This window comes from Streptomyces sp. NBC_00207, assembly GCF_045160965.1.
Lineage (GTDB): Bacteria > Actinomycetota > Actinomycetes > Streptomycetales > Streptomycetaceae > Streptomyces.
The window spans coordinates 7,536,139-7,559,821 of the sequence record NZ_CP130715.1; the positions used below are offsets into that span (position 1 = coordinate 7,536,139).

General features: G+C 73.0%; 19 protein-coding genes and 1 pseudogene. 13 read left to right on the forward strand and 7 right to left on the reverse strand.

What is annotated here, in order from left to right:
- The first annotated feature begins 30 nt into the window (after positions 1-30).
- Positions 31-1,872 carry an AMP-dependent synthetase/ligase gene (locus OG472_RS35020; RefSeq protein ID WP_405942388.1) on the forward strand — a complete coding sequence of 614 codons (1,842 nt, stop codon included), beginning with the start codon at positions 31-33 and terminating at the stop codon, positions 1,870-1,872.
- 54 nt (positions 1,873-1,926) lie between these two features.
- Here OG472_RS35020 and sph read toward each other — a convergent pair whose 3' ends face one another.
- The gene (sph, locus tag OG472_RS35025; protein WP_401604992.1) at positions 1,927-2,916 is read right to left on the reverse strand and encodes a sphingomyelin phosphodiesterase; all 990 of its coding nucleotides are present in this window, start codon (positions 2,914-2,916) and stop codon (positions 1,927-1,929) included.
- Between the two features lie 128 nt (positions 2,917-3,044).
- Here sph and OG472_RS35030 point away from each other — a divergent pair, with 128 nt between their 5' ends.
- The gene (locus OG472_RS35030) at positions 3,045-3,941 is read left to right on the forward strand and encodes an oxygenase MpaB family protein (RefSeq protein WP_405832896.1); all 897 of its coding nucleotides are present in this window, start codon (positions 3,045-3,047) and stop codon (positions 3,939-3,941) included.
- 64 nt (positions 3,942-4,005) lie between these two features.
- Here the strand turns inward: OG472_RS35030 and OG472_RS35035 are convergent, their stop codons facing one another.
- Both OG472_RS35035 and OG472_RS35040 read right to left on the reverse strand, forming a co-directional pair.
- On the reverse strand, positions 4,006-5,595 hold the full coding sequence (locus tag OG472_RS35035) for a M1 family aminopeptidase (protein ID WP_405832898.1): 1,590 nt from the start codon (positions 5,593-5,595) through the stop codon (positions 4,006-4,008).
- Positions 5,596-5,978: 383 nt separating this feature from the next.
- Positions 5,979-7,013, reverse strand: coding sequence for a PucR family transcriptional regulator (locus tag OG472_RS35040; RefSeq protein WP_405832899.1), 1,035 nt, complete (start codon positions 7,011-7,013; stop codon positions 5,979-5,981).
- 108 nt (positions 7,014-7,121) lie between these two features.
- Here OG472_RS35040 and OG472_RS35045 point away from each other — a divergent pair, with 108 nt between their 5' ends.
- The 7 genes and pseudogenes from OG472_RS35045 (at position 7,122) to OG472_RS35075 (ending at position 15,602) form a co-directional block, all read left to right on the forward strand.
- A complete protein-coding gene (locus OG472_RS35045; protein ID WP_401605002.1) occupies positions 7,122-8,018 on the forward strand; it encodes an alpha/beta hydrolase in 897 nt (298 codons plus the stop codon).
- A gap of 217 nt (positions 8,019-8,235) precedes the next feature.
- A pseudogene (locus OG472_RS35050) lies at positions 8,236-9,362 on the forward strand (serine hydrolase domain-containing protein).
- Between the two features lie 60 nt (positions 9,363-9,422).
- Complete coding sequence (locus tag OG472_RS35055) at positions 9,423-10,286, forward strand: SCO6745 family protein (protein WP_405942389.1); 864 nt, start codon at positions 9,423-9,425, stop codon at positions 10,284-10,286.
- 84 nt (positions 10,287-10,370) lie between these two features.
- A complete protein-coding gene (locus tag OG472_RS35060; protein WP_405942390.1) occupies positions 10,371-12,851 on the forward strand; it encodes a Tex family protein in 2,481 nt (826 codons plus the stop codon).
- A 331-nt stretch (positions 12,852-13,182) separates the two neighbouring features.
- Positions 13,183-13,623: a hypothetical protein gene (locus OG472_RS35065; RefSeq protein WP_401605014.1), complete on the forward strand. Its 441-nt coding sequence runs from the start codon at positions 13,183-13,185 to the stop codon at positions 13,621-13,623.
- Complete coding sequence (locus OG472_RS35070; protein WP_405942391.1) at positions 13,613-14,803, forward strand: MAB_1171c family putative transporter; 1,191 nt, start codon at positions 13,613-13,615, stop codon at positions 14,801-14,803. Before OG472_RS35065 ends, OG472_RS35070 begins: the two co-directional genes overlap by 11 nt.
- Positions 14,804-14,810: 7 nt before the next feature.
- On the forward strand, positions 14,811-15,602 hold the full coding sequence (locus OG472_RS35075; RefSeq protein WP_405942392.1) for an SDR family NAD(P)-dependent oxidoreductase: 792 nt from the start codon (positions 14,811-14,813) through the stop codon (positions 15,600-15,602).
- Positions 15,603-15,635: 33 nt separating this feature from the next.
- On the opposite strand, the gene OG472_RS35080 is transcribed toward OG472_RS35075, so the two are convergent.
- On the reverse strand, positions 15,636-17,273 hold the full coding sequence (locus tag OG472_RS35080; protein ID WP_401605022.1) for an ABC-F family ATP-binding cassette domain-containing protein: 1,638 nt from the start codon (positions 17,271-17,273) through the stop codon (positions 15,636-15,638).
- A 102-nt stretch (positions 17,274-17,375) separates the two neighbouring features.
- On the opposite strand from OG472_RS35080, the gene OG472_RS35085 reads away from it, so the two are divergent.
- Both OG472_RS35085 and OG472_RS35090 read left to right on the forward strand, forming a co-directional pair.
- Positions 17,376-18,344 (forward strand): GlxA family transcriptional regulator, encoded by a 969-nt coding sequence (locus OG472_RS35085; protein ID WP_405942393.1) that lies wholly within the window; start codon positions 17,376-17,378, stop codon positions 18,342-18,344.
- 63 nt (positions 18,345-18,407) lie between these two features.
- The gene (locus OG472_RS35090) at positions 18,408-19,037 is read left to right on the forward strand and encodes a DJ-1/PfpI family protein (RefSeq protein ID WP_401605028.1); all 630 of its coding nucleotides are present in this window, start codon (positions 18,408-18,410) and stop codon (positions 19,035-19,037) included.
- A 39-nt stretch (positions 19,038-19,076) separates the two neighbouring features.
- Here the strand turns inward: OG472_RS35090 and OG472_RS35095 are convergent, their stop codons facing one another.
- Positions 19,077-19,829 carry an enoyl-CoA hydratase/isomerase family protein gene (locus OG472_RS35095; RefSeq protein WP_405942394.1) on the reverse strand — a complete coding sequence of 251 codons (753 nt, stop codon included), beginning with the start codon at positions 19,827-19,829 and terminating at the stop codon, positions 19,077-19,079.
- A 76-nt stretch (positions 19,830-19,905) separates the two neighbouring features.
- Between OG472_RS35095 and OG472_RS35100 the strand changes: the two genes are divergently transcribed.
- Positions 19,906-20,601 (forward strand): HdeD family acid-resistance protein, encoded by a 696-nt coding sequence (locus OG472_RS35100; protein ID WP_405942395.1) that lies wholly within the window; start codon positions 19,906-19,908, stop codon positions 20,599-20,601.
- 130 nt (positions 20,602-20,731) lie between these two features.
- On the forward strand, positions 20,732-21,226 hold the full coding sequence (locus OG472_RS35105; protein WP_401606399.1) for an ATP-binding protein: 495 nt from the start codon (positions 20,732-20,734) through the stop codon (positions 21,224-21,226).
- 80 nt (positions 21,227-21,306) lie between these two features.
- Here OG472_RS35105 and idi read toward each other — a convergent pair whose 3' ends face one another.
- Together idi and OG472_RS35115 are read right to left on the reverse strand one after the other, a co-directional pair.
- The gene (gene idi / locus OG472_RS35110) at positions 21,307-21,906 is read right to left on the reverse strand and encodes an isopentenyl-diphosphate Delta-isomerase (protein ID WP_383572546.1); all 600 of its coding nucleotides are present in this window, start codon (positions 21,904-21,906) and stop codon (positions 21,307-21,309) included.
- Between the two features lie 161 nt (positions 21,907-22,067).
- Positions 22,068-23,363 (reverse strand): GNAT family N-acetyltransferase, encoded by a 1,296-nt coding sequence (locus OG472_RS35115; RefSeq protein WP_401605036.1) that lies wholly within the window; start codon positions 23,361-23,363, stop codon positions 22,068-22,070.
- Positions 23,364-23,683 lie beyond the last annotated feature (320 nt).

The following is a 23,683-nucleotide window of genomic DNA, read 5'->3' on the forward strand; positions in this document are numbered from 1 at the left end:
CCAACGATGTGAAACGGCCAGGAGCTGCCCATGACCACGAACCTGCGACTGCCCGGACGACCCGAAGAGATCACCCTCCCCGCCCTGCTGGCCCGCAACGCCGCCGAGCACGGGGAACTCCCCGCCCTCTCGTGGCGCGCCGGCCCCGGCTCCGCCGAATGGGCGACCCTCACCTGGAGCGAGGTCCGCCGCAAGGTGGCCGTCCTCGCCTCCGGCTACGCGGCCCTCGGTGTCGGGCGCGGCGAGCACGTCCTGATGATGATGGGCAACCGTCCCGAGCACTGGCTCAGCGACCTCGCCCTCGTCCACCTCGGCGCCGTGCCCGTCACCGTGTACGGGACCTCCGCGCCCGAGCAGATCGCCCACATCGCCCGCCACAGCCGGGCCAGGGTCGCCGTCGTCGAGGGCGCCCGCGAACTCCTGCGGTGGGAGCCGCTGCTGGCCGACGCGACCGTTCCGCTGGAGCGCCTCGTCGTGGCCGAGGCCGCCGACGCGGGCGGGCACTCCACGTACGGCTCCCTGCACGCGAGCGGGGCCCGGACCCACCGGGCCGACGCCTTCGAGAAGGCATGGCAGGAGACCCGCCCCGAGGACCCGCTGACCGTCGTCTACACCTCCGGCACCACCGGCGACCCCAAGGGCGTCCGGCTGACCCACCGCAACCTCATGCTCCAGGCGATCCGCCTCGACCGGCACGTCGACCTGCCCGAGCACGCCGAGCACCTCTGCTACCTGCCCTTCGCGCACATCGCCGAGCGGGTCCTCGGCATCTACCTGCCCCTGCTGCGGGCCGCGCACGTGCGGCTGTGCGCCGACCCCACCGCCGTGGCGGGGGCGGTCCGCGAACTGCACCCGGTGCAGTTCTTCGGCGTGCCCCGCGTGTGGGAGAAGCTCGCCGCCTCGGTCCGCGCGGTCCTCGCGCAGCTCCCCGAGGCGCAGCGCGGGGCCATCGAGGCCGCGAACGACCTGGCCCGCGCCCGGGCCGGCCACCGGGAGCGCGGAGAGGAGGTGCCGGCCGCGCTCGAAGCCTCGTACGCCGGGGCGAAGGAACAGGTGCTGGATCCGCTGCTGCGCATGGCCGGCCTGGACCGGCTGGTCTGGACGGCCAGCGCGACCGCGCCGATGCCGATCGACGTGGTCCGCTTCTGGGCCGGCTGGGGCGTCACGATCATGGACGCCTGGGGGCTCACCGAGACGGCCGGCGTGTGCACGGTCAACAGCCCGGACGGCTTCCGGCTCGGCTCGGTGGGCCGCCCGATCGAGGGGCTGGAGCTGAGGCTCGCCGAGGACGGGGAGATCTTCACCCGCGGTGCGACCGTCTTCGGCGGCTATCTGCGGCCGGACGGCACGGTGGAGAGCGCCTCCGACGCCGAGGGCTGGTTCCCGACCGGGGACGTGGGCCGGCTCGACGAGGACGGGTTCCTCTGGCTGACCGACCGCAAGAAGGAACTGATCATCACCTCGAACGGCAAGAACGTCTCGCCGGCGCTGGTGGAGAACACCGTCAAGGAGCACCCCCTGATCGGCCAGGCCCTCGTCCACGGCGACGGCCGGTCCTACCTCGTCGCCCTGCTGGTCCTGGACCCCGAACTGGCCCCGGTCTGGGCCGCCGCCCGGGGCATCGAGGCCGCCACACCGGCCGGGCTCGCCGCGCACCCGGCCGTCCGGGAGGAGATCGCCCGCGCGGTCGAGGCGGCCAACGCCCGGCTCAACCGGACCGAGCAGATCAAGCGGTACCGGCTGCTGACCGAGGAGTGGGGTCCCGACACCGGCGAGCTCACCCCCTCGCTCAAGCTCCGCCGCCGCGTGATCCGCGACAAGTACGGCGCCCTGATCGACGGACTGTACGAGGAACCGTACGAGGCCCCGTGACGGGCTGAGCGGACGCACCGCACCCGGGGACGGACCGGGTGCGGTGCGCGGCCGCTAGCGGCCGATCAGCGGGTAGTGGTCGGAGAGGTTGGTGTAGGTGTAGGAGGTGCCCCAGCTGGAGACCGTCCAGGGCGCCGACTGCTCCTTGACGACGTTGTTCTCCCAGCCCGCCGGACGGGCGTTGCCCTTGCGGTAGAGGACGTAGTCCAGGTCCTCGCGCGGGTCGGTCGGGTAGCGGTAGTTCGCTATCGAGTTCAGCGCGGTGTCGAAGGAGTACGGGTGGCCCGTGCGCGTGTCGGTGCCCGCCAGGTCGGCGTTGGCGAGCAGGGCGGCGTACTCGGGCGTGCGCGAGTCGACGTTAAGGTCGCCCGCCACGATGACCTGCTCGTTCGACGGGATGTTCTTCCCGTCCAGGAAGGCGTCGATCGCGCGGAACTGGCGGGCGCGCATCTCCGCGGCCTCGCCCGCCCCGCAGCCCGGGTCGGTGGACTGGGCGTGGGTGCCGACCACGTGCACCTTCGCGCCGTTCACGTTCAGCACCACGTAGGCGAAGCCCTTGTTGGACCACCAGTCGGCGCCGCAGGCGTCCTTGTAGACCACCTGCTCCTTGCGGACGATCGGCCACTTGCTCAGGACCGTGACGCCGCCGTCCTCCGGGGTGGTGGAGGAGTACGCGCCGCCCGTCGCGTCCCAGCCGCTCTTGCTGCGGCCGACGACCGGGGTCTGGTACGGGTACTGCGCGGCCGAGTTGGCCTTCAGCGCGTCCGACGCGCCGTTGTCGAAGGCCTCCTGGAGCACCACCACGTCGTGGCCCTGGTAGAAGGAGGCCTTGGGGATCTCCGCGGCCCGGTGGTCCTGGCCCCAGTTCGGGTAGAGGTTCTTGCTCATCAGGAACACGTTGTACGACAGGACGCTGAGCCGCGGGGCGGCGGCGCCCTCCGCGGCCGTGGCGGCGGGCGCGGAGGCGGCGGCCAGGGCGCCGGCGGCGACCGCCGCCACGGCCGCGGAAGCGGCACGGTGGCGACGGGGGGAGTTCTGGGGCATGGGGGACTCCATCATTCCTGCGGGAAGATCGGCTCCGTCATCCAAGCAGCCGCGGTTACCTCTGGGTAACACCCGTGCAGCGACTTTCTGTCCGGCTCGGGGCCATCTGGCTCTCGCATACTGGTGACATGGAAAGAACGGCAGCCCACGCATCCGAAAGCCGCCCCGCGCGCCCCCGCACGGACCCCGAGCCGCCGCCCCCCGGCGGGGTGCTCTGGACCATCGCGGGCGACGTCCGGGCCCTGCTGATGCTGCCCGCCGCCTTCACCCTGCAGGTGGCCCACCCCGCGATCGGGGCCGGCGTCGACCAGTACTCCGTCTTCCGAACCGACCCCTGGGGCCGCGGCGAGCGCTCGCTGCGCTCGGTCCAGCTGTGGGTGTACGGCGGGGAGGAGGCCGCCGAGGAGGGCCGCCGGGTCCGCCGCCTGCACAAGGAGATCCAGGGCACCGACACCCGCGGCCGGCGCTACCACTCCCTCGACCCCGCCTGCTACTCCTGGGTGCACGCCACCGGCTTCCCCGTCTACCTGTACGCCGGGCGCTACCTGCTGCGCCGCTTCACCCCCGCCCAGGAGCGGCAGCTCTACCGGGAGTGGCTGATGGTGGGCCGGATCCTCGGCATACACGACCGGGACATGCCGCAGAGCATCGAGGAGTACTGGACGTACTGGGGCCGGATGCTCGCCGAGGAGATCGAGCCCACCAAGGTCGCCCGCGAGCTGGTCGCCACCGATGTGCCGCTGCCCCGGCCCGAGGCCGGTTCCCCCGCCGTACGCGTGGTGCTGCGGCTGACCTGGCCCGCACTGCGGGCGGCGTTCCTGCAGCTGCGGGCCTTCGTCACCGTCGGCTACATGCCGCCCGAGGCGCGGGCCGCGCTCGGGCTGGAGTGGAGCCCGGCCCAGGAGCGCAGGCTCCGCCGGTTCAGCACGGCCGTGCGGCTCCTCGTACCGCTGCTGCCGGAGCGGTTGCGGTACCTGCCGATCGCCTACCGGGCGCGGGCCGCATGGCATGCGGGAGGCCGGTGACGAGTCCGGCACGCGCGGCCCCCGCCGGATGCGGGGGCCGCGTGCGGTGCGGGCGGGCGCGGACTCAGTGCCGGTGGCCGGGCTCGGAGCCGTGCTCGGTGTCGTGGATCGTGTTGGTCTCCGCGATCTTCTTCCAGGACTTCGGCTCCGCGGCGGCCCTCGCCGGGGTGGACTGTGCCGGGGCGGACTGTGCCGGGGCGGACTGTGCCGGGGCGGACTGGGCCGAGCGGGCCGCCGGCTTCGAGGCCGCCGGATTCAGGGCCGAGGCCTCCGGCTTGCCCGGGGTGTAGAGCCAGGTCTCGAACAGCTGGGCCAGCGGCTTGGCCGAGACCTTCTCCGCGTAGCGCACGAAGTCCCCCACCCTGGCGTTGCCGTAGGCCCGCTCGGTCGGCCAGCCCTTGAGGATCTGGAAGAACTTCTCGTCGCCGATCTCGTTGCGCAGCGCCTGCAGGGCGATGCCGCCACGGTCGTAGACGGCCCCGTGGAACTGGTTCTCCGGACCCGGGTCACCCGGCTTGACCTGCCAGAACGCGTCCTCGGCCGGGCGCAGCGCGTAGGCCCAGTCGGCGAGCTCCTGAGCGGTGCCCTCGCCCTCCTTCTCCGACCACAGCCACTGGCTGTAGCGGGCGAAGCCCTCGTTGATCCAGATGTCCTTCCAGCCCTCGACGGACACGCTGTCGCCGTACCACTGGTGGGCCAGCTCGTGCACGACCACCGAGACGTTGGCGCCGTTCTGGAACTGGCGCGGACCGTAGAACGGCCGCGTCTGGGTCTCCAGCGCGTAGCCGGCGTTCACGTTCGGCACGTAGCCGCCGAGCGCGTTGAAGGGGTACGGCCCGAACACCCCCTCCAGCCACTCGGTGACCTCGCCGGTGCGCTCCACGCTCGCGCGCGCCGCGCCCGCGTTGTCGCCGAGGTCCTTGCTGTAGGCGTTGACGATCGGAAGCCCGCTCGCCGTCTTGTCGGTGGTGATGTCGAACTTGCCGACGGCGAGGGTGGCGAGGTAAGTCGCCTGCGGCTTGTTGGAGCGCCAGTTGTACCGGGTCCAGCCGAGCCGCGAGGTCTGCGACTGGAGCACGCCGTTGCTGATCGCCTGGGTGCCGTCGGGGACGTTGACGGAGACGTCGAAGGTGGCCTTGTCCAGCGGGTGGTCGTTGCTGGGGAACCACCAGACCGCCGAGTCGGGCTCCTGCGCCGCCACACCGCCGTCGGGCGTGCGCTGCCAGGCCGACCAGCCGTCCACCTTGAACTCGGAGGGCTTCCCGGCGTACTTGACGACGACGGTCAGCGGGGTGTTGCGCGCCAGCGGCTTCGCCGGGGTGACCTCCAGCTCGTGGGCGCCGGACGTGGCGAACTTCGCCTTGGCGCCGTTGACGCGGATCTCGCTGACCTGAAGGCCGAAGTCGAGGTTGAAGCGGGACAGGTCCTGCTTGGCGGTGGCGAGGAGGGTGGCGGTGCCTTCGAGCAGGTCCGTCTTCGGCTGGTACTGCAGGCGCAGGTCGTAGTGGGACACGTCGTATCCGCCGTTGCCGCTGGCCGGGTAATAGGGGTCGCCGATACCCGGGGCACCCGGACCGGCACTCGCCGCCGACGCCGGGATCACCAGCAGCAGGGAAGCGGCGAGCACGCTCGGGGCGATGACTTTGCGGTGCACGAATGACTCCAAGTGGTAGGGGAGGCAGGTCGGTTCCAGGTCTTGTCGCTCGACCGTATTCACCCGTGATCGCTCACGTCATGTCCATGGCCCCTGCTGTCACACGATCGCCATTCGGCCGTCACGGTATGGCGCAAGACCCGGGGCCCGCGCCGGGGGAGCCGCCCGCCGGGCGCACCCCGCCGACGGCCCGGCGCCACCCGGCCCGGGCCCGTGGCCTGCGGCGCAGCCGCCGCCTCCCGGCCCCGCCGGCGCCCGCGCGGCCCGTGCCGGGGAGGCACGGAGCAGTGCTGCGCCGCGTCGCGTCCGGCCTCGCGGATCGGCCGAATCGGGCCTGAGGACCCGGGGGAAGTCCTGCTCCTCCCGGCCGGCGTGCGGGCGGCTCAGTCGTCGAGGAGCCGCCAGGCGGTGAGGGCGAGTGCGGCCCGCTGCAGGCCCGTGGGCTCGGTGAAGTCGATGCCCAGGGTCTTGCCGATCTGGTCGATCCGACGGGCGACACTGCTGTGGTGCAGGTGGAGGAGGTCGGCGGCCCGGCGCAGCGAGCCGGTGGCGCAGTAGGCGTCCAGGGTCGCCAGGTCCTCCGGGTGGGCGGCCACGCGGGCGACCGCGGCCACGTCCCTGTTCTCGCGCGCGGCGCCCCGGGGTATGTCGGCCAGCAGCGCCAGCGCACCCAGGTCGTCGTGGCGGACGACGGGTTCGCGCGGGGTGGTGAAGCGCAGGGCGGTGCGGGCCTGCCGCCAGGAGCGGTCCGGGCTCCCGGCGGCGCCGATGCCCGCGCGCACGTCCGCCGGAAACCGGGCCGTGTCGACGGCGGTGGCCAGGATGACGCCCACGCCGGCGACCGATGCCGCCTTCACCGGGCGGGCCGGGCACACCAGGGCGCCGATCCGGTCCAGCGGCAGCCGCGACCGTACGGCGACGGCGCGGACCGGCAGGCCTGCGGCGAAGCCCAGCAGCCGCAACGCCCGGGCCCGGGCCGCCTCGTCGCCGTCGGAGCTGATCGCCAGTTCGACGAGCGCGGGGTCGGCCATGGTGGTGGGGGCGATGCCGTAGCGTTCCACGACCGCCGCGGCGGCGAGGGCCAGCCGCTCCAGGAGCACCTCGTCGAGCGGGTTCGGCGCCCCGGCGCGCTCCAGCCACACCGCGCCGATCTCCTCCTCGTCCAGCGTGATCGGCGCCGTGGAGGAGGCGGCGGGCGGCAGGGCGGACACCTGTCCGCCGTCGGGCGAGACCCGGACCACCCGCCCCGTGCCGTGGAGCCGGAACCCCGCCACGCATTCGGCCAGGCCCGCCGAAGCCCGCGCGAGCGCCGGGAGGTCCACGCGCCGGCGCATCAGCGTGTCGTAGAACGCGACGACGCGGATCGCACCCTCGGCGTACGAATCGAGTCCCGACAGCCGGACGGCCAGTGCCTCCATGGCGCAAGCATAGGCACCGGCCGGTGCGCCGATCGGCGCGCGATCGGGGCGAGATGCGCGACGGACGGCGGACGACCCGCCCGGGCGAAGGCCGTGAGGATGGGCGTCATGGATCCCGAACTCGAAGCATTCATCCCGCTGCTCGCTCCGCTGGACCTGAGCGACCCGGTCACCGCACGCAAGCAGTTCGCCGAGCGCGCCGCGGCGGCGCCGTCGCCGGACACCTCGACCATGGAGGTCGAGGACCGCACGGTGTCCGCCGACCCGGACGTGCCGGTGCGGATCTACCGCCCGCACGGGGCGCAAGGAGCCGTCGTATGGCTGCACGGCGGCGGCGGGGTCTTCGGCGACCTGGACACCGAACATCCCTGGGCCGCCCGGATCGCGGACCTCTCCGGGGCGGTGGTGATCTCGGTGGGCTACCGCCTGGCGCCCGAGCACCCGTTCCCCGCCGCCCTGGACGACGCCTACGCCGTACTGGACTGGACGGCCGGGCACGCGGACGAACTCGGCATCGATCCGGCGCGGATCGCGGTCGGCGGACACAGCGCCGGCGCGAACCTCGCCGCCGCGACCGCGCTGCGGGCCCGTGACGAGCAGGGGCCCGCGATCCGCTTCCAGCTGCTCAACCAGCCGGGACTGGACGACCGTCAGATGACCTGGTCGGCGCGGAACTTCACCGACACGCCCTGGTTCAACCGCGACCAGATCGCCGCGGCCTGGCGGCACTACCTGGGCTCCCGGCCCGCCACCCCGTACGCGGCCCCGGCGCGGGCCGCCGACCTGTCCGGGCTGCCCCCCGCCTACATCGCCACCGCGGAATTCGACCCGAACCGCGACGAGGACATCGACTACGCACTGCGCCTGCTGCAGGCGGGCGTGTCCGTCGAACTGCACCAGTGGCCCGGCACCTTCCACGGATCCCAGGCGATCCTGTCCGCCGAGGTCTCGCAGCGCCAGAACGCCGAACTCGCCGCAGCCCTGCGCCGCGCCCTCGCCGAATGAGCCGCGGACGCCGGCCGGCAGGGGGAGGGCCCCTGATCAACTCGCCGGTCGACTCCCCGGGCAACTCACCGGTGACCAACTCGCCGATCGTGAAAGGACGGACGTGGTGAAGATCCGACTGGCGGTATGTGCAAGCGTGGCCGCGCTGAGTGTCTGTGCGGGCACGGCGGCGGCAACTCCCGCACCCCACGCGCCGACCGCCTCCGATCCCGCGCAGCTGCAGTCCGCCCTGGACGGCGTCCACCGCGCGGGAGTCCCGGGGGTGTACGCCGAGGTACGCGATGCCGGCCGGGTGTGGCGCGGCGCCTCCGGGGTCGCCGATGTCAGGACCGGCCGTCCCGTCAGGCCCGACATGCGGCAGCGCGTCGGCAGCATCACCAAGACCTTCACCGCCGCCGCGATCATGCAGCAGGTCGAGCAGGGCCGCATCCGGCTCGACGCGCCGATCGGTGACCACCTGCCGCAGCTGGTACCGGGGGAGCGCGGCAGGAAGATCACGGTCCGGATGCTGCTCAACAACACCAGCGGCCTTCCCGACTACATCCGCCATGCGTTCCCCTCATTGCAGGAGATGTCGCCCAAGAGCCTGGACGACAACCGGTTCAGGCGGTTCCGCCCGGCTGAGCTGATCGGGATGGGAGTCGACGCGCCTCCCGCGGGCGAGCCCGGAGCCACTCCGGGGGTGTACTCCAACACCAACTACCTGCTCCTCGGCCAGCTCCTGGAGCAGGTGACCGGCACCCCGGCCGAGGAGTACATCACCCGGAACGTCATCGAGCGTGCGGGCTCCGGCACACCGGGTTTCCGACCGGGCCGCGGATCGAGGGACCGCACTCGCGGATGTACGAGGCCCTGTGGGGCCTGATGGACCCGCCGCGCGACTACAGCGTCTACGACATGTCCTGGACGGGTACGGGTGCGGCCCTCGTGTCGACCATGGAGGACCTCAACCGCTTCTACGGCAAGCTGCTCGACCGGAAGATCGTCAACCGGTCGTCCCTGGCACAGATGCAGCGCACGGTCCCGGTCATCGCCCTGGACGGATCGACGATCGAATACGGCCTCGGTCTGCACAAGGTCGACATCGAGGGCTGCGGCACCTTCTGGGGCCACGACGGCACGGTCTGGGGGGCCGGAACGATGTCCCTGACGCGGGCCGACGGCAAGCGCCAGATGTCCGTCGCGGTCAACCTCCAGAGGTGGAACCGGCCGGACTCCTCGGGCGAGCCGCAGCACCACCCCGTCGACGACGCACTGAAGGCCCTGTACGGGCGGGCGATGTGCGGTGACGCGGACGCCGGGGCCCGGCCGGCCGGGAGCGCGGGGGAGGTGTCCACGGGGTGAGACGGGCACCACGGGCCCCGGCCCTACCCGGCGTACCAAACAGTCGGTAGCCTGCGGCACATGACGTTTCCCTTGCTCGCCGCCCGTCGCTGCTGGCACGCCGCGATCAACCCGCTGCACGCCACCGTCTACTTCTCGCCGGAGATCGCCAAGGAATTCGCCGCCCTCGGGATCACCGATCCCGTCGGCGTCAACCTCGCCCACCGGTCGGCCGCGATGGGCGCCGTCGGGGCCGGCGTGGTCACCGCCACCTTCTACAACTACCGCCACGACCTCGTCACCCGGCACCTGCCCGCAGTCTGGGACACCACCACCCCCGAGGAGGCCCTCGCCGCCCGGCTGCGGGCCGCCGACGGCTGCCTGCGCCGGCTCCTCGGCGCCGAGACCATAGCCTCGCCCGAGCTCGCCGAGGCCGCCGACCTGGCGATGCGCGCCACCGAGGGCTGCACCCGGCACGCCCGCACCCTGTACGCGGCCCACGCCGACCTCCCCGTACCGCAGGAGCCGCACCTGCGCCTGTGGCACGCCACCACCCTGCTGCGCGAGCACCGCGGCGACGGCCACCTCGCCGCCCTCCTCCTCGCGGGCCTCGACCCGGTCGAGGCCCTGGTCAGCCACACCGCCACCGGCAAGGGCATGACCCCGAAGTGGCTCAAGGTCCAGCGCGGCTGGGAGCAGGCCGACCTCGACGCCGCGGCCGACCGGCTGCGCGAGCGCGGCGTGCTCGACGCCGCCGGCGAGCTGACCGCGCAGGGCACGGCCTTGCGCGAACAGCTGGAGAGCGACACCGACCGCCTCGACGCCGCCCCCTACCAGCACCTCGGCGAGGCCGGCCTGGCCCGCCTCACCGAGCTCGGCGGCGCCCTCGTGGTCAAGGCCGTGACCGCCGGGGCCTTCCCCGCGGACCTGATGGGCAGGGGCTGACGGACAGGGCTCCCGCCGTCCGCCACCGCCACCTGCCACAATTGGCAGCCTTCCAGTGCAAACGAAGGCAGGCGGGACCCGATCGTGACGATGTCCATCGAAGGCAGGATCGCCGAGGAGCTCGGCGTACGGGAGCGGCAGGTCAAGGCCGCCGTCGAGCTGCTCGACGGCGGCTCCACCGTGCCGTTCATCGCGCGCTACCGCAAGGAAGCGACGGAGATGCTCGACGACGCCCAGCTGCGCACCCTCGAGGAGCGGCTGCGGTATCTGCGCGAGCTGGAGGACCGGCGCGCGGCGATCCTGGACTCCGTACGGGAGCAGGGCAAGCTCGACGCCGAGCTGGAGGCCCGGATCAACGCGGCCGACACCAAGGCCCGGCTGGAGGACATCTACCTCCCCTTCAAGCCCAAGCGGCGCACCAAGGCGCAGATCGCCCGCGAGGCCGGGCTGGAGCCGCTCGCGGACGGCCTGCTGGCCGACCCGTCGGTGGAACCGGCCGCCGCGGCCGCCGCGTTCGTCGACGCCGACAAGGGCGTCGCCGACCCGGCAGCCGCCCTCGAAGGCGCCCGCGCCATCCTCACCGAGCGGTTCGGCGAGGACGCCGACCTGATCGGCGAGTTGCGCGAGCGCATGTGGGGCCGCGGCCGGCTCGCCGCGAAGGTCCGCGAGGGCAAGGAGGAGGCGGGCGCCAAGTTCGCCGACTACTTCGACTTCGCCGAGCCGTTCACCGCGCTGCCCTCGCACCGCGTCCTCGCCATGCTGCGCGGCGAGAAGGAGGACGTCCTCGACCTCACCCTGGAGCCGGAAGAGCCTTCGGAGGCTCCCGGGCCGTCCACGTACGAGGGCATGATCGCCCGCCGCTTCGGGGTGAACGACCGCGGCCGCCCCGGCGACAAGTGGCTGGGCGACACGGTCCGCTGGGCCTGGCGTACGAAGATCCAGGTGCACCTCGGCATCGACCTGCGGATGCGGCTGCGCCAGGCCGCCGAGGACGAGGCCGTCCGGGTCTTCGCGTCGAACCTGCGCGACCTGCTGCTCGCGGCGCCCGCCGGCACCCGGGCCACGCTCGGCCTCGACCCCGGTTTCCGCACCGGCGTGAAGGTCGCCGTCGTGGACGCCACCGGCAAGGTCGTGGCCACGGACGTGATCTACCCGCACGTGCCCGCCAACAAGTGGGACGAGTCCCTCGCCAAGCTGGCCCGCCTCGCGAAGGAGCACGCGGTCGAGCTGGTCGCCATCGGCAACGGCACCGCCTCCCGCGAGACCGACAAGCTCGCCGGGGACCTCATCACGCGCCATCCCGAGCTGGGGCTCACCAAGGTGATGGTCTCGGAGGCGGGCGCCTCCGTGTACTCGGCCTCGGCCTTCGCCTCGCAGGAACTCCCCGGCATGGACGTGTCGCTGCGCGGCGCCGTCTCCATCGCCCGCCGCCTGCAGGACCCGCTCGCCGAGCTGGTCAAGATCGACCCGAAGTCGATCGGGGTCGGCCAGTACCAGCACGACCTGTCCGAGATGAAGCTCTCGCGCTCGCTCGACGCGGTGGTCGAGGACTGCGTGAACGGCGTCGGCGTGGACGTCAACACCGCCTCCGCGCCCCTGCTTTCGCGCGTGTCGGGCATCAGCGGCGGCCTCGCCGAGAACATCGTGGCCCACCGCGACGCCAACGGCCCCTTCCGCAACCGCAAGGGGCTCAAGGACGTGGCCCGCCTCGGCCCGAAGGCGTACGAGCAGTGCGCGGGCTTCCTGCGGATCCGCGGCGGGGACGACCCGCTGGACTCCTCCGCCGTGCACCCCGAGGCGTACCCGGTGGTCCGTGCGATGGGGAAGACGGCCGGCGGCGAGGTCGCGGCCCTGGTCGGCAACACCGCCGTCCTGCGGTCCCTGCGCCCCGAGCAGTTCGTCACCGAGGCCTTCGGACTGCCCACGGTCACCGACATCCTGCGCGAGCTGGAGAAGCCGGGCCGCGACCCGCGTCCCGCCTTCAAGACCGCGACCTTCAAGGAGGGCGTGGAGAAGATCGGCGACCTGGCCCCCGGGATGATCCTGGAGGGCGTGGTCACCAATGTGGCCGCCTTCGGCGCCTTCATCGACATCGGCGTCCACCAGGACGGCCTGGCGCACGTCTCGGCGCTGTCGAAGAACTTCGTCAAGGACCCGCGGGACGTGGTCAAGCCGGGCGACATCGTCCGCGTGAAGGTCATGGACGTGGACATCCCGCGCAAGCGGATCTCGCTGACCCTGCGGCTGGAGGACGAGGCCGGGGCGGAGCGCGGCGCGGGAGCCCCCAGGCAGCGCGAGGACCGGCGGGGCGGTGGCTCCGGCGGCGGCCGTCCCCCGCAGCAGCGCGGCGGCTCCGGCGGCGCCCGCGAGGGCGGCAGGAACCAGGGCGAGCGCGGCCAGGGCAGCCAGCGTCAGGGCCAGGGCGGCCAGGGCCAGGGGCAGGGCCAGGGCGGTCAGGGCCGGCGCCAGGGCGGCGGCGGTGCCCCCGCCCCCGCGAACAGCGCGATGGCGGACGCGCTGCGCCGCGCGGGCCTCACGGCCCCCGAGGAGCGCCGCAAGCGGTAGGCGTCGTCGGGGGCGGCTTGCAGCCACCCGGCGCGTCGGGGTCTTCGTACGCAGTGGCCGAATAGGTTCCCCACCTGGGGACTTGCCTTGCCAACTCGCGTACAAGATCTGTAGGCATGGTGGAACGCCCGTTCGTCATCCGGCGGACGGGCTTCCGCGTTTCCCCCTCAGGACCGCATTCCCCGAGGCCGCCTTGAAGGCACAGGACGTCATGCCCATGCCCATACACGCCTACCGACGCTGCCCCGGAAAGGGTCCGAAGAGGGATCACATGCCCCACCGGCAACTCAGCATTCGCAAACGGTGCGAGAACATTCTCGGCCATCTGGATTTGACCCGTCCGTTCTCCCTCGACGCGCTGTGCAACCGGATAGCCGAGCAGCGCGGCCGCCCCATCCGCCTCCACCCGCTCCCCAAGGAGGCGGCGGAGTCCGGAGTGTGCGGACTGTGGGTGGGCACGGCCAGCGTCGACTACGTCTTCTACGAGGCGCAGACCACCCCGCTGCACCGGGAGCACATCGTCCTCCACGAGCTCGGCCACATCCTCTTCGGACACCACTCGCTGGAGGGCGAGGACGCCGACGGCAACCTTCCCACCGTGCTCGGGCGCACCAACTACACCACCCGCCAGGAGCAGGAGGCGGAGATGCTCGCGAGCATGATCCGCATCCGCACCTCGAACGCCGGCCCGCGCCCGGCGGACCGCAGCCGGGGCACCCTGGCCCGGCTGGAGTCGGCCATGGGCTACGAGTGGGGCAGCGATGGGAGCTGACCTCACCGCCTTCGGCAACTGGCTCGCCGTCCCCAGCGTGGTGTGCCTGTGGGCCGCCGTCCTGCTCCGCGCCCCCGGGGCCCTGCGCTCGCCCCAGCAGCGCGGCCTGTGGCTGGCCGTCGCCACCGCCGCCGCCGCGATGACCCTGAACCTCCCGGACGTGGTCGCCTACGCGATGAACCGCGGCTCCGGCTATGCCCACACCATCGGCCTCGTCCGCAACCTCATCGGCGTGCTGTCGGCGGGCGCCGTGCTCTACTTCGTCGCCGCCACCACCCGCGGCCGGCGGCTCCAACTCGCCTCCTGGATCGCCACGGTGGCGTGGCTGGGCGCGCTCCTGGCCCTGGACGCGGCCGCACCCGGGCACGGCACCCACACCATGCCGCCGGCCGGCGACCCGGTGCCCTCCCTCGCGTACTGGCTGGTGCTGATCTCCGCCCACATCGTCGCCAACACCGTCTGCGTGTCCCTGTGCTGGCGCTACAGCCGGCGCACCGAGAGCCGGGGCCTCGCCGCCGGACTGCGCCTCTTCGGCCTCGGCACCACCCTCGCCGGACTGTTCTGGCTGGCGTACCTGCTCAAGGCCCTGTTCGGCAGCACCTGGGCGATGCCCGCCCTCCCGCTGCTGATGAACCTGCACGGCATGCTGCGCGCCGCCGCGATCCTCGTGCCCACGCTCTTCACCCTCCGCCGCACCGCCGCCGACACCGTCACCGCCTGGCGGCTGTGGCCGCTCTGGCGCGACCTGGTCGAAGCCGTCCCGCACGTGGCCCTCAACAAGCCGCGCGCCGGGCGGGTGGTGGAACTGCTGTGGCCGCCGGTCCCGCGCAACCTGCTCGTGTACCGCAAGGTCATCGAGACGCGCGACGCGATCCTGATCCTGGGGGAGTACGCGGCCCCGGGCGCCCTGGAGCGGGCCCGCGGCCGGGCCGCCGGACAGGGGGTCCCCGAACAGCGGCGCACCGCGGCCGCGCTGGCCCGCGTACTGCAGGAGGCGCGGCAGGCGAAGCTCGACGGACTGCCCGGGCAGCAGGGCGAGGCCGCCGCGCTGGAGCTGCCCGCCTCGATCCACACCTCCCAGGAGGGCGGGGACCTGGCGGACGAGGCCCGGTTCCTCGTCGACGTCGCCCAGGCGTACGCCGCGCCCGCCGGTACCGCGTCTGCCCGCACGAGGAAGTGAAGCCGTCTTGACGACCGCAGGAACCACCGTACTGATCACCGGGGCGAGCGCCGGACTGGGCGCGGCCTTCGCCCGCGGCTTCGCGGCCAAGGGCTGCGACCTGGTCCTCGTCGCCCGCGACAAGGAGCGGCTCGAAGCCGTCGCCGGGCAGCTGGGCCGCGCGTACGGCACCGTGTGCGAGGTGCTGCCCGCGGACCTACTCGATCCGGGGGACTGCGCGGCGGTCGCCGAGCGGCTCGCCGACCGGTCCAGGCCCGTGGACATGCTGGTCAACAACGCGGGCTTCGGGCTGCCCGCGCCCTTCCCGTACAGCCCGGTCGAGGACGAGGAGCGGATGCTCGACCTGCTCGTGAAGGTCCCGCTGCGGCTCACCCACGCCGTCCTGCCCGGCCTGCGCGAGCGCCGCCGCGGCGCGGTCCTCAACGTCTCCTCGGTGGCGGGGCTGCTGCCGACCGGCACGTACGGGGCCGCCAAGGCCTGGATCACCGCGTTCAGCGAGTCGCTCCGGGTGGACATGGAGCCGTACGGGGTCCGGGTCCTGGCGGTGGTCCCCGGCTTCACCCGCACCGAGTTCCAGGAGCGCGCCGGGATGGACGTCAGCGCGCTGCGCGACGCGGTCTGGCTGGAACCGGAGGCCGTGGTCGCCCAGGCGCTGAAGGACCTGGCCCGGCGCCGCCCGGTCAGCATCACCGGCCGCCGCTACCAGGCGTACGCCCTGGCGGCCCAGCACCTCCCGCGCGCCTTCGTGGCCCGGAAGATGGCCCGCCGGCGACGGCCCCCGGCCGGCCCGGACGCGTGACCCCGCCCGTGGGCGGGGCCCGCGGGTGCGTGGCTAGAGCTCGGTGACCTTGCCGCCCGAGACCTCCAGGCGACGGTTCACGTGCACGGCTTCCAGCATGCGGCGGTCGTGGGTGACCAGGAGGAGGGTGCCCTCGTAGGCGTCGAGGGCGGACTCCAGCTGCTCGATCGCCGGGAGGTCGAGGTGGTTGGTGGGCTCGTCCAGGACCAGCAGGTTCACCCCGCGGCCCTGGAGCAGCGCCAGCGCGGCGCGGGTGCGCTCGCCGGGGGAGAGGGTGGCCGCCGGGCGCAGGACGTGGGCCGCCTTGAGGCCGAACTTGGCCAGCAGGGTGCGCACTTCGGCCGGCTCGGTCTCCGGGACCGCCGCACAGAAGGCCTCCAGCAGCGGTTCGCCGCCGAGGAACAGGCCGCGGGCCTGGTCCACCTCGCCGACCAGGACGCCGGAGCCGAGGGTGGCGGAGCCCGAGTCCGGGGCCAGCCGGCCCAGCAGGACCGCGAGGAGGGTGGACTTGCCCGCGCCGTTGGCCCCGGTGATCGCCACCCGGTCCGCCCAGTCGATCTGCAGGCTGGCCGGGCCGAAGGCGAAGTCGCCCCGCTTGACGGCCGCTTCGCGCAGGGTGGCCACGACCGAGCCGGAGCGCGGGGCCGCCGCGATCTCCATGCGCAGTTCCCACTCCTTGCGGGGCTCGTCCACGACCTCCAGCCGCTCGATCGCACGCTGCGTCTGGCGGGCCTTGGCGGCCTGCTTCTCGCTGGACTCGCCGCGCAGGTTCTTGCCGATCTTGTCGTTGTCGGAGGCCTTGCGGCGGGCGTTGCGCACGCCCTTGTCCATCCAGTTGCGCTGCATCTGGGCCCGGCCCTCCAGGGCCGACTTCTTGCCCGCGTACTCCTCGAACTCCTCGCGGGCGTGGTCGCGGGCGCGCTCGCGCTCCTCCAGGTACGCGTCGTAGCCGCCGCCGTAGAGGTTGATCTGCTGCTGGGCCAGGTCGAGTTCGAGGACCTTGGTGACGGTCCGCGTCAGGAACTCGCGGTCGTGGCTGATGACGACCGTGCCCGCGCGCAGCCCCTTCACGAACCGCTCCAGCCGCTCCAGACCGTCCAGGTCCAGGTCGTTGGTGGGCTCGTCGAGGAGGAAGACGTCGTAACGGGACAGCAGCAGCGAGGCGAGGCCCGCACGGGCCGCCTGACCGCCCGAGAGCGCCGTCATCGGCAGGTCCAGGCCCACCATGAGGCCGAGCTCGGCGGCGACCTCCTCGGCCCGCTCGTCGAGATCGGCGCCGCCGAGGTCCAGCCACCGGTCCAGCGAGGTCGCGTACGCGTCGTCCGCGCCCGGCGTCCCGTCCACCAGCCCCTGCGTCGCCGCGTCGAGCTCCGCCTGCGCGGCGGCCACACCCGTACGGCGGGCCAGGAAGTCCCGGACCGACTCGGACGGTCGGCGCTCCGGCTCCTGCGGGAGATGGCCGACGGCGGCGGTCGGCGGGGAGAGCCGCAGCTCCCCGGTCTCGGGGGTGTCCAGCCCGGCGAGCAGGCGCAGCAGGGTGGACTTCCCGGCGCCGTTCACGCCGACGAGGCCGATGACGTCACCGGGGGCGACGACGAGGTCGAGATCGGCGAAGAGCGTGCGCTCACCGTGCGCGGCGGTGAGCTTCTTGGCGACGAGGGTTGCAGTCATGATGTGCCGATCCTATCCGGGCCGGCGGACGTCCCCCGGATGGCCGAATAGGTGGGAAGCACGTCATTGCGGCCATCGGCGCCCGCGTCACACCATGGGGTCATGTCGTTGCGAAACGTGCTCGTCGTCCTCTACGACGGGGTGCAGAGCCTGGACGTGACCGGGCCCGTGGAGGTGTTCGCCGCCGTGGACCGGTTCCCCGGGCTGCCGGGCTACACCATCGCCACGGTGTCGCCGGGAGGAGCGCCGGTCCGTACCAGCAGCGGGCTGACGCTGGTGCCGGACGGAGACCTGGAGAGCGCCCGGCCGGGCGCCGGGACCACACTGCTGGTGCCCGGGGGCCGGTACACGGGCGACTTCGAGCCGCGGCTCACCGACTGGCTGCGCACCTGCGGGGGTGGGGCGGAGCGGCTCGTGTCCGTGTGCACGGGCGGACTGCTGCTGGCCGAGGCCGGGCTGCTGGACGGGCGGCGGGCGACGACGCACTGGTACGTGTGCGAGCAGATGGCGCGCGACTACCCGGCCGTGGAAGTGGAGCCCGACCCCATCTACGTGCGGGACGGACCGGTGGCCACGTCGGCCGGGGTCACGGCCGGTATCGACCTCGCGCTCGCGCTGGTGGAAGAGGACCACGGGAAGGACGTCGCACTGGCGATCGCCCGCCACCTGGTGGTGTTCCTGCACCGGCCGGGCAACCAGGCCCAGTTCAGCGCGCAGCTGGCGGCCCAGACGGCCCGGCGGGAGCCACTGCGGGACGTACAGCAGTGGATCACCGAGCACCCGGACGGCGACCTCAGCGTCGATGCGCTCGCCGCACGGGCGCGCCTCTCCCCGCGCCACTTCGCCCGGGCCTTCCAGGCGGAGACGGGGGTGACCCCGGGCCGGTACGTGGAGCGGGTGCGGGTGGAGCACGCCCGGCGCCTGCTGGAGGAGGGCTCCCCGGGCATCGCCCAGGTCGCCCGTGCCTGCGGGTACGGCACGCCGGAGGCGCTGCGCCGGGCCTTCGTGAAGACGCTGGGACAGCCCCCGACGGAATACCGCCGCCGGTTCGGCGCACCCCGGGCCCCTTAGCCGTACGGCCGGCCGGCCAGAGAACGCATCAACGCATCACCCATCAACAGCTCCGGAGGAGCCATGCAGATCGCCGTACTGCTCTACGACCGCTTCACCGCCCTCGACGCCATCGGGCCCTTCGACACGCTCGGACGGCTGCCGGGCGCCGAGGTCGTGTTCGTGTCCGAGCGGCCCGGGCCCGTGCGGACGGACAACGGGTCGCTCGCGCTCGTCGCCGACAAGGCGCTCGGCGAGGTGACCCGGCCCGACATCGTCATCGTGCCCGGCGGGCCGCACCCCGAGCTGGAGATGAAGAACCCGGCCGTCATGGAGTGGCTGAGGACCGTCGACGCCACCAGCACGTGGACCACGTCCGTGTGCACCGGATCGCTGCTGCTCGCCGCGGCCGGGCTGCTCGACGGGAGGCGGGCGGCCGGCCACTGGCTGTACCTCGACCGGCTGCCGCAGTTCGGGGCCGAGCCCACCGGGGAGCGGGTGGTCTTCGACGGGAAGTACGTCACCGCGGCCGGGGTGTCCTCCGGGATCGACATGGGCCTCACCCTGCTCGGCAGGATCGCGGGGGACGAGATCGCCCAGACCGTCCAGCTGATGACCGAGTACGACCCCCAGCCGCCCTACGACGCCGGTTCGCCGGAGAAGGCGCCCGCCGAGCTCGTCGCCCGGCTGCGGGCGAACAACCCCCTGGTGTAGGCCGGGGGCGTCACCGGAGCCGGTCGGGGCGGCACCGCCTCACGGCGTCCAGGTGAAGCGGGGGGCCCGGCGCTCCAGGAACGCGGCGACGCCCTCCGCGGCTTCGCCGCTCTCCGCCGCCCGGGCGTCCCAGTGCCCGTCCCGGTCCGTCCGGCCGTCCGCGAACTCCTTGGCCGCCGCCTGGGTCAGCTGCGAGCGCGAGGCCAGGATCCGGGTGAACTCGGCGACCCGCTTGTCCAGCTGCCCGGCCGGCAGCAGCTCGTTCAGGAAACCGGCGCGCAGCGCCTGGTCCGCGCCGATCAACTCCGCGGAGAAGAGGAGGTACTTGGCCCAGGCCGGGCCGACCAGGGAGGCCAGCCTCCGGGTGGAGGAGGCCGGGTAGACGATGCCCAGCTTGGCCGGGGTCACCCCGAAGGACGCGCCCTCCTCCGCGAAGCGCAGGTCGCAGGCCGCCGCCAGCTGGCTCCCGCCGCCCACGCAGAACCCGCGGACGGCCGCCAGCGTCGGCTTGGGGAAGGCGGCCAGGGCCTCCTCCGCCGTCACGGCGAGGGCCCTCGGGTCCTCGTCCCCGGTCAGCGAGGAGATGTCGGCGCCCGCGCAGAAGGTCGGTCCGGCACCGGTCAGGACGAGCGCCCGTACCGCCGGGTCGCCCGCCAGTCCCGTCAGCAGCTCCGGGAGCGCCCGCCACATCGCGGCGGTCATGGCATTGCGCTTGGCGGGGTGCGAGATGACGACGGTGGCGACCCCGTCGGCGACCGTGTGCAGGAGGGTGGCCTCGAGGTCTGCGTCCATGCGCCGGATGCTATCCCGGGCGGCCAAACCTATGATCAAGGGAGTCGGTCCGGGGGTGCGAGGAGGTGGCGCGTCCATGGGCACAGACCGTGCAGACCGTACCGGGGCCGAGGCGGCCGGGGGCCGGGAACCGCAGCAGGAGAAGAAGAAGCTCAGCCGCAGCTACGGGCTGCTGGCCCTGCTCGGGGTGATCCTCGTGCTGGCCGGTCTGGTGGGCCTCGTCTACACCGGCCTGGCCACGCTCACCTCGATGTTCCTCTTCGGCTGGCTGCTGCTGATCGGCGGCGCGGTGGGTCTGCTGCATGCCGTGCAGTCGCGCAAGAGCAACTACTTCTGGCTCGCCGTCGTCGTCGCCGCGATCGATCTCGCGGCGGGCTTCGTGATCCTGCGCCGCCCCGAGGCGAGCGCCGAGGCACTGACCATGTTCGCCGCGCTGCTCTTCCTTACCGGCGGGCTGTTCCGGCTGGTCGGAGCGCTGGTGGTGCGCGGATCGAACTTCGGGCTCGCGCTCGTCCAGGGCGCCTTCGGGGTCCTGCTGGGGGTCCTGATCCTCTCCAACTGGCCCGGCAACAGTCTGTACGTGATCGGAACCTTCTTCTCCCTCGCCCTCCTGTTCGACGGCCTGAGCCTGATCGCCCTGGGCATGGGGGCCCGGCGCATCCTGGGCTTGGTCAGGGAAGACGAGGAGCCGCGGGAGGCGGCCGCGGCGGACGGGGCCCGCGAGTCGGCCGCGAAGCGCCCGACAGAAGATCAGGAACAGTCGAACAACTGACTCTGTCATACGCCAGCGGTCAGAATGTGTCCGATTGACGCTGACTTCTGGTCAGCAGTCCGGTCCCGTTCAGCACGTTCCCCACTCTTGACGCGTGGAGACGATCGAGCGTGAAGACGGGGGACGGAAGATGGATGTCAGCGGGAGTGTCCCGCCAGCCAAGGAGGGGGAGCCGGAGGCTCCGGCCGACCCCCTCGCCTACGAGGGAGTGTGGAGGTTCACGGCGCCCGCGGTAGAAGAATCCGTTCCGCAGGCCCGCCGGGCGGTCCGGGACCTGCTCGGGCGCCAAGGGGTGCCGGCCCATCAGGACCTCGTGTACTCCCTGCTCCTGATCGTCTCCGAACTGGTGACGAACTCGGTCCGGCACGCCGCCCTCCTCTCGCCGGAGGTCGCGGTCGAGGTCGCGATCGGCCGCGATTGGGTACGGGTGGCGGTCGAGGACAACCACCCGTACCGGCCCAAGGCGCTGGAGGCCGACTTCGGCCAGACCGGCGGCCGGGGTCTGCTCCTCGTACGGGAGGTCACGCACGAGGCCGGCGGGGTCTGCGACGTCGAGCACACCTCGACCGGCGGCAAGGTCATCTGGGCGGCCCTGCCGCTCACCACCCCGCCGGCCGCGGGCTGAGCGGCGGGCGGCGAGGCGGCGGTCGAGCGGGACGGCGTACGGGCAGGACCCCGGAGGCCGGGCAGCGGGACGGAGTACGGCTACCAGCCGGCCGCGTCGCCGGTCAGCTCGCGGATCGCGGGCCGCGCCGCGTCCAGCACGGTCATGAACCAGGCCGAGAACGGCACTTCGGCATGGCGCTTGGCCAGCTCCTCGGCGGTGACGAAGGCGGTGTCCTCGACCTCCTCCGGATCGGGCCGCACGACGGTCTGCGCGAGTCCCACGAACAGGTGATTGAACTCCTGCTCCACCAGACCCGACGCGGGGTCCGGGTGGTTGTAGCGCACCGTCCCCGCCTGCGCGAGCAGCGAGGGCGACAGCCCCAGCTCCTCGTGGGTCCGCCGGGCCGCGGCCGCGAACGGCGACTCCCCGGGATAGGGGTGACCGCAACAGGTGTTCGACCAGACGCCGGGGGAGTGGTACTTCCCGAGGGCCCGCTGCTGGAGCAGCAGACGGCCCTGCTCGTCGAAGAGGAACACCGAGAACGCCCGGTGCAACTGCCCGGGCGCCTGGTGGGCGGAGAGCTTCTCCGCCGTGCCGATGGTGTTGCCGGACTCGTCGACCAGTTCGAGCATGATCGGTTCTTGAGTACCGGTGCCGTTGGACGCGCGGTTCGCGGCGGTGGCTGGTGTGGTCGGCATACCCATCCTTCGCTTCGGACTTCGGCCTTCAGTCTGCCGTACAAAAGAGGCTTGTCCCCACTTCGGAGATCCGCGCATGTCCGCCCCCCGTCCCGTGCTAGGCGACGAGGGGCGGATCACATCGGTCCTCCGCGGTCCTCCGCGGCGGCCCTGCGCGCGCGTCAGACTCCGAAGGGGGCCGGATACTCGATGGTGCCCGCCGGTACCGGCACGGAATCGTCCAGCACCAGCGCCATCATCACCTCGTCCCGAACCTCGAAGGGCGCCCGGATCCCGAAGCGCGACGCCGGTGTGAAACCGAAGCGCGGGTAGTACTCCGGGTGGCCGAGCACGAGGACCAGCGACTCCCCGCGCTCCGCGGCCGCCGCGAGCAGGGCCCGTACGACCGCGCTGCCCGCGCCCGAACGCTGGAACGCGGGCGAGACGGCCACCGGGGCGAGCGCGAGCGCCCGTACCCCGCCGACCCGGCACGCGGTGAGCAGGGCGTGCGCCGCCACCGATCCGTCCGGGGCCTCGGCCACGTACGACAGTCCGGGCAGCCAGGCTCCGTCCGTGCGCAGCGCGTCCACGAGGTCCGCCTCCAGCGCAGTCCCGAACGCCGCCAGGTTGACCTCCCGTACGGCGGCCACATCGGCAGCGGTCTCGGGGCGGGCGGGCCAGGCGCCGCCGTCCCCGGCCGTCACCGGGCGCAGGACGTAGCCCGTGTACCCGTACTCGTGCCCGTGCCGGGCCCGTACGCCGAGCTCCTCGCGGCTCGCGGCCAGGGCCGCGGCCATCGCGGGGGCGGCGGCGCCGGAAAGGGTACGGACCCGCTCGGCGAGCGGTTCGTAGTACTCGGCCCAGTCGGAATCGGGCAGGTGGTGCACGCCGAGCACCTGGTACCCGGCGGCCTGGGCGGCCGCGAGGTTGCGGGCGGTGGTGCGCAGCGGGCACTGCGGGTCCCAGAAGGCGCGGGCGCCCGCGGACGGCTCGGGCACCGTCCACTGGATCTCGGTCAGGACGAGGGTGCCGCCCGGGGCGATCAGCCGCTTCCACTGCTCGAGCGCGGCGTCGAAGCCGAGGATGTAGGCGGAGCCCTCCGCCCAGACGAGGTCGAAGGAACGGTCCGGGAAGTCCTCGCCCGTGAGTGCGCCCATGTCCGCCTCGACGGTGCGGACGCGTCCGGCGAGCCCGCGGGCCGCGGCGGCCGTGCGGAGCTCTTCGAGGAAGGGGGCGTGCAGGTCGACGGCGGTCACCTCGGCGCCGGCGCCGCCCGCCTCGGCGGCGAGCAGCAGGGCGCTGCGGCCCGGGCCGCAGCCCAGGTCGAGGACGCGCGGCCGCTCGGGCAGCGGTCCGCACAGGGACAGCAGGTGGCGGGTGCTCGCGTCGGAGCCCGGAGCCTGCCGGGGCAGGCCGTGGTGCAGGGCGAAGAAGGCCTCGGTGAAGGCGTGGTCGGTGAAGGCGTTGTGGTCGGTCAACGTGAACCCTTGGAACGGGGGCTCCGGCCGACGAGGCCCAGCGGTGTGATCAGGCCCGGCCGGATGCCCGGAGGAAACGGGAAGTGGGGATGCACCGGAGTTCGCTGCGCATGGCCGCGACCACTACGACGGTCATCAACCCACCTCTTTCCACTCGACACGTTCAGGGGCGTGTCCACCGTAACATCCGGGCCGTTTGTGGTACCGCGCCGTGATCATCGATGATGATCGCGACCCGGCCCGGGGCCGCGATATTCGGCTTATCGGGGCGTAAACGGGTGATGAACCCCTGCTTCCATTCATCCGATAGCCTCTGCCGA

Bases quoted from the DNA above. Each gene is read 5' to 3' on its own strand.
- OG472_RS35100 (WP_405942395.1), top strand. From the start codon at position 19,906: ATGGGCACAGACCGTGCAGACCGTACCGGGGCCGAGGCGGCCGGGGGC.
- OG472_RS35020 (WP_405942388.1), top strand. From the start codon at position 31: ATGACCACGAACCTGCGACTGCCCGGACGACCCGAAGAGATCACCCTC.
- OG472_RS35030 (WP_405832896.1), top strand. From the start codon at position 3,045: ATGGAAAGAACGGCAGCCCACGCATCCGAAAGCCGCCCCGCGCGCCCC.
- OG472_RS35080 (WP_401605022.1), bottom strand. From the start codon at position 17,273: ATGACTGCAACCCTCGTCGCCAAGAAGCTCACCGCCGCGCACGGTGAG.
- OG472_RS35105 (WP_401606399.1), top strand. From the start codon at position 20,732: ATGGATGTCAGCGGGAGTGTCCCGCCAGCCAAGGAGGGGGAGCCGGAG.
- OG472_RS35045 (WP_401605002.1), top strand. From the start codon at position 7,122: ATGGATCCCGAACTCGAAGCATTCATCCCGCTGCTCGCTCCGCTGGAC.
- idi (WP_383572546.1), bottom strand. From the start codon at position 21,906: ATGCCGACCACACCAGCCACCGCCGCGAACCGCGCGTCCAACGGCACC.
- OG472_RS35095 (WP_405942394.1), bottom strand. From the start codon at position 19,829: ATGGACGCAGACCTCGAGGCCACCCTCCTGCACACGGTCGCCGACGGG.
- OG472_RS35090 (WP_401605028.1), top strand. From the start codon at position 18,408: ATGCAGATCGCCGTACTGCTCTACGACCGCTTCACCGCCCTCGACGCC.
- sph (WP_401604992.1), bottom strand. From the start codon at position 2,916: ATGCCCCAGAACTCCCCCCGTCGCCACCGTGCCGCTTCCGCGGCCGTG.
- OG472_RS35055 (WP_405942389.1), top strand. From the start codon at position 9,423: ATGACGTTTCCCTTGCTCGCCGCCCGTCGCTGCTGGCACGCCGCGATC.
- OG472_RS35070 (WP_405942391.1), top strand. From the start codon at position 13,613: ATGGGAGCTGACCTCACCGCCTTCGGCAACTGGCTCGCCGTCCCCAGC.
- OG472_RS35040 (WP_405832899.1), bottom strand. From the start codon at position 7,013: ATGGAGGCACTGGCCGTCCGGCTGTCGGGACTCGATTCGTACGCCGAG.
- OG472_RS35085 (WP_405942393.1), top strand. From the start codon at position 17,376: ATGTCGTTGCGAAACGTGCTCGTCGTCCTCTACGACGGGGTGCAGAGC.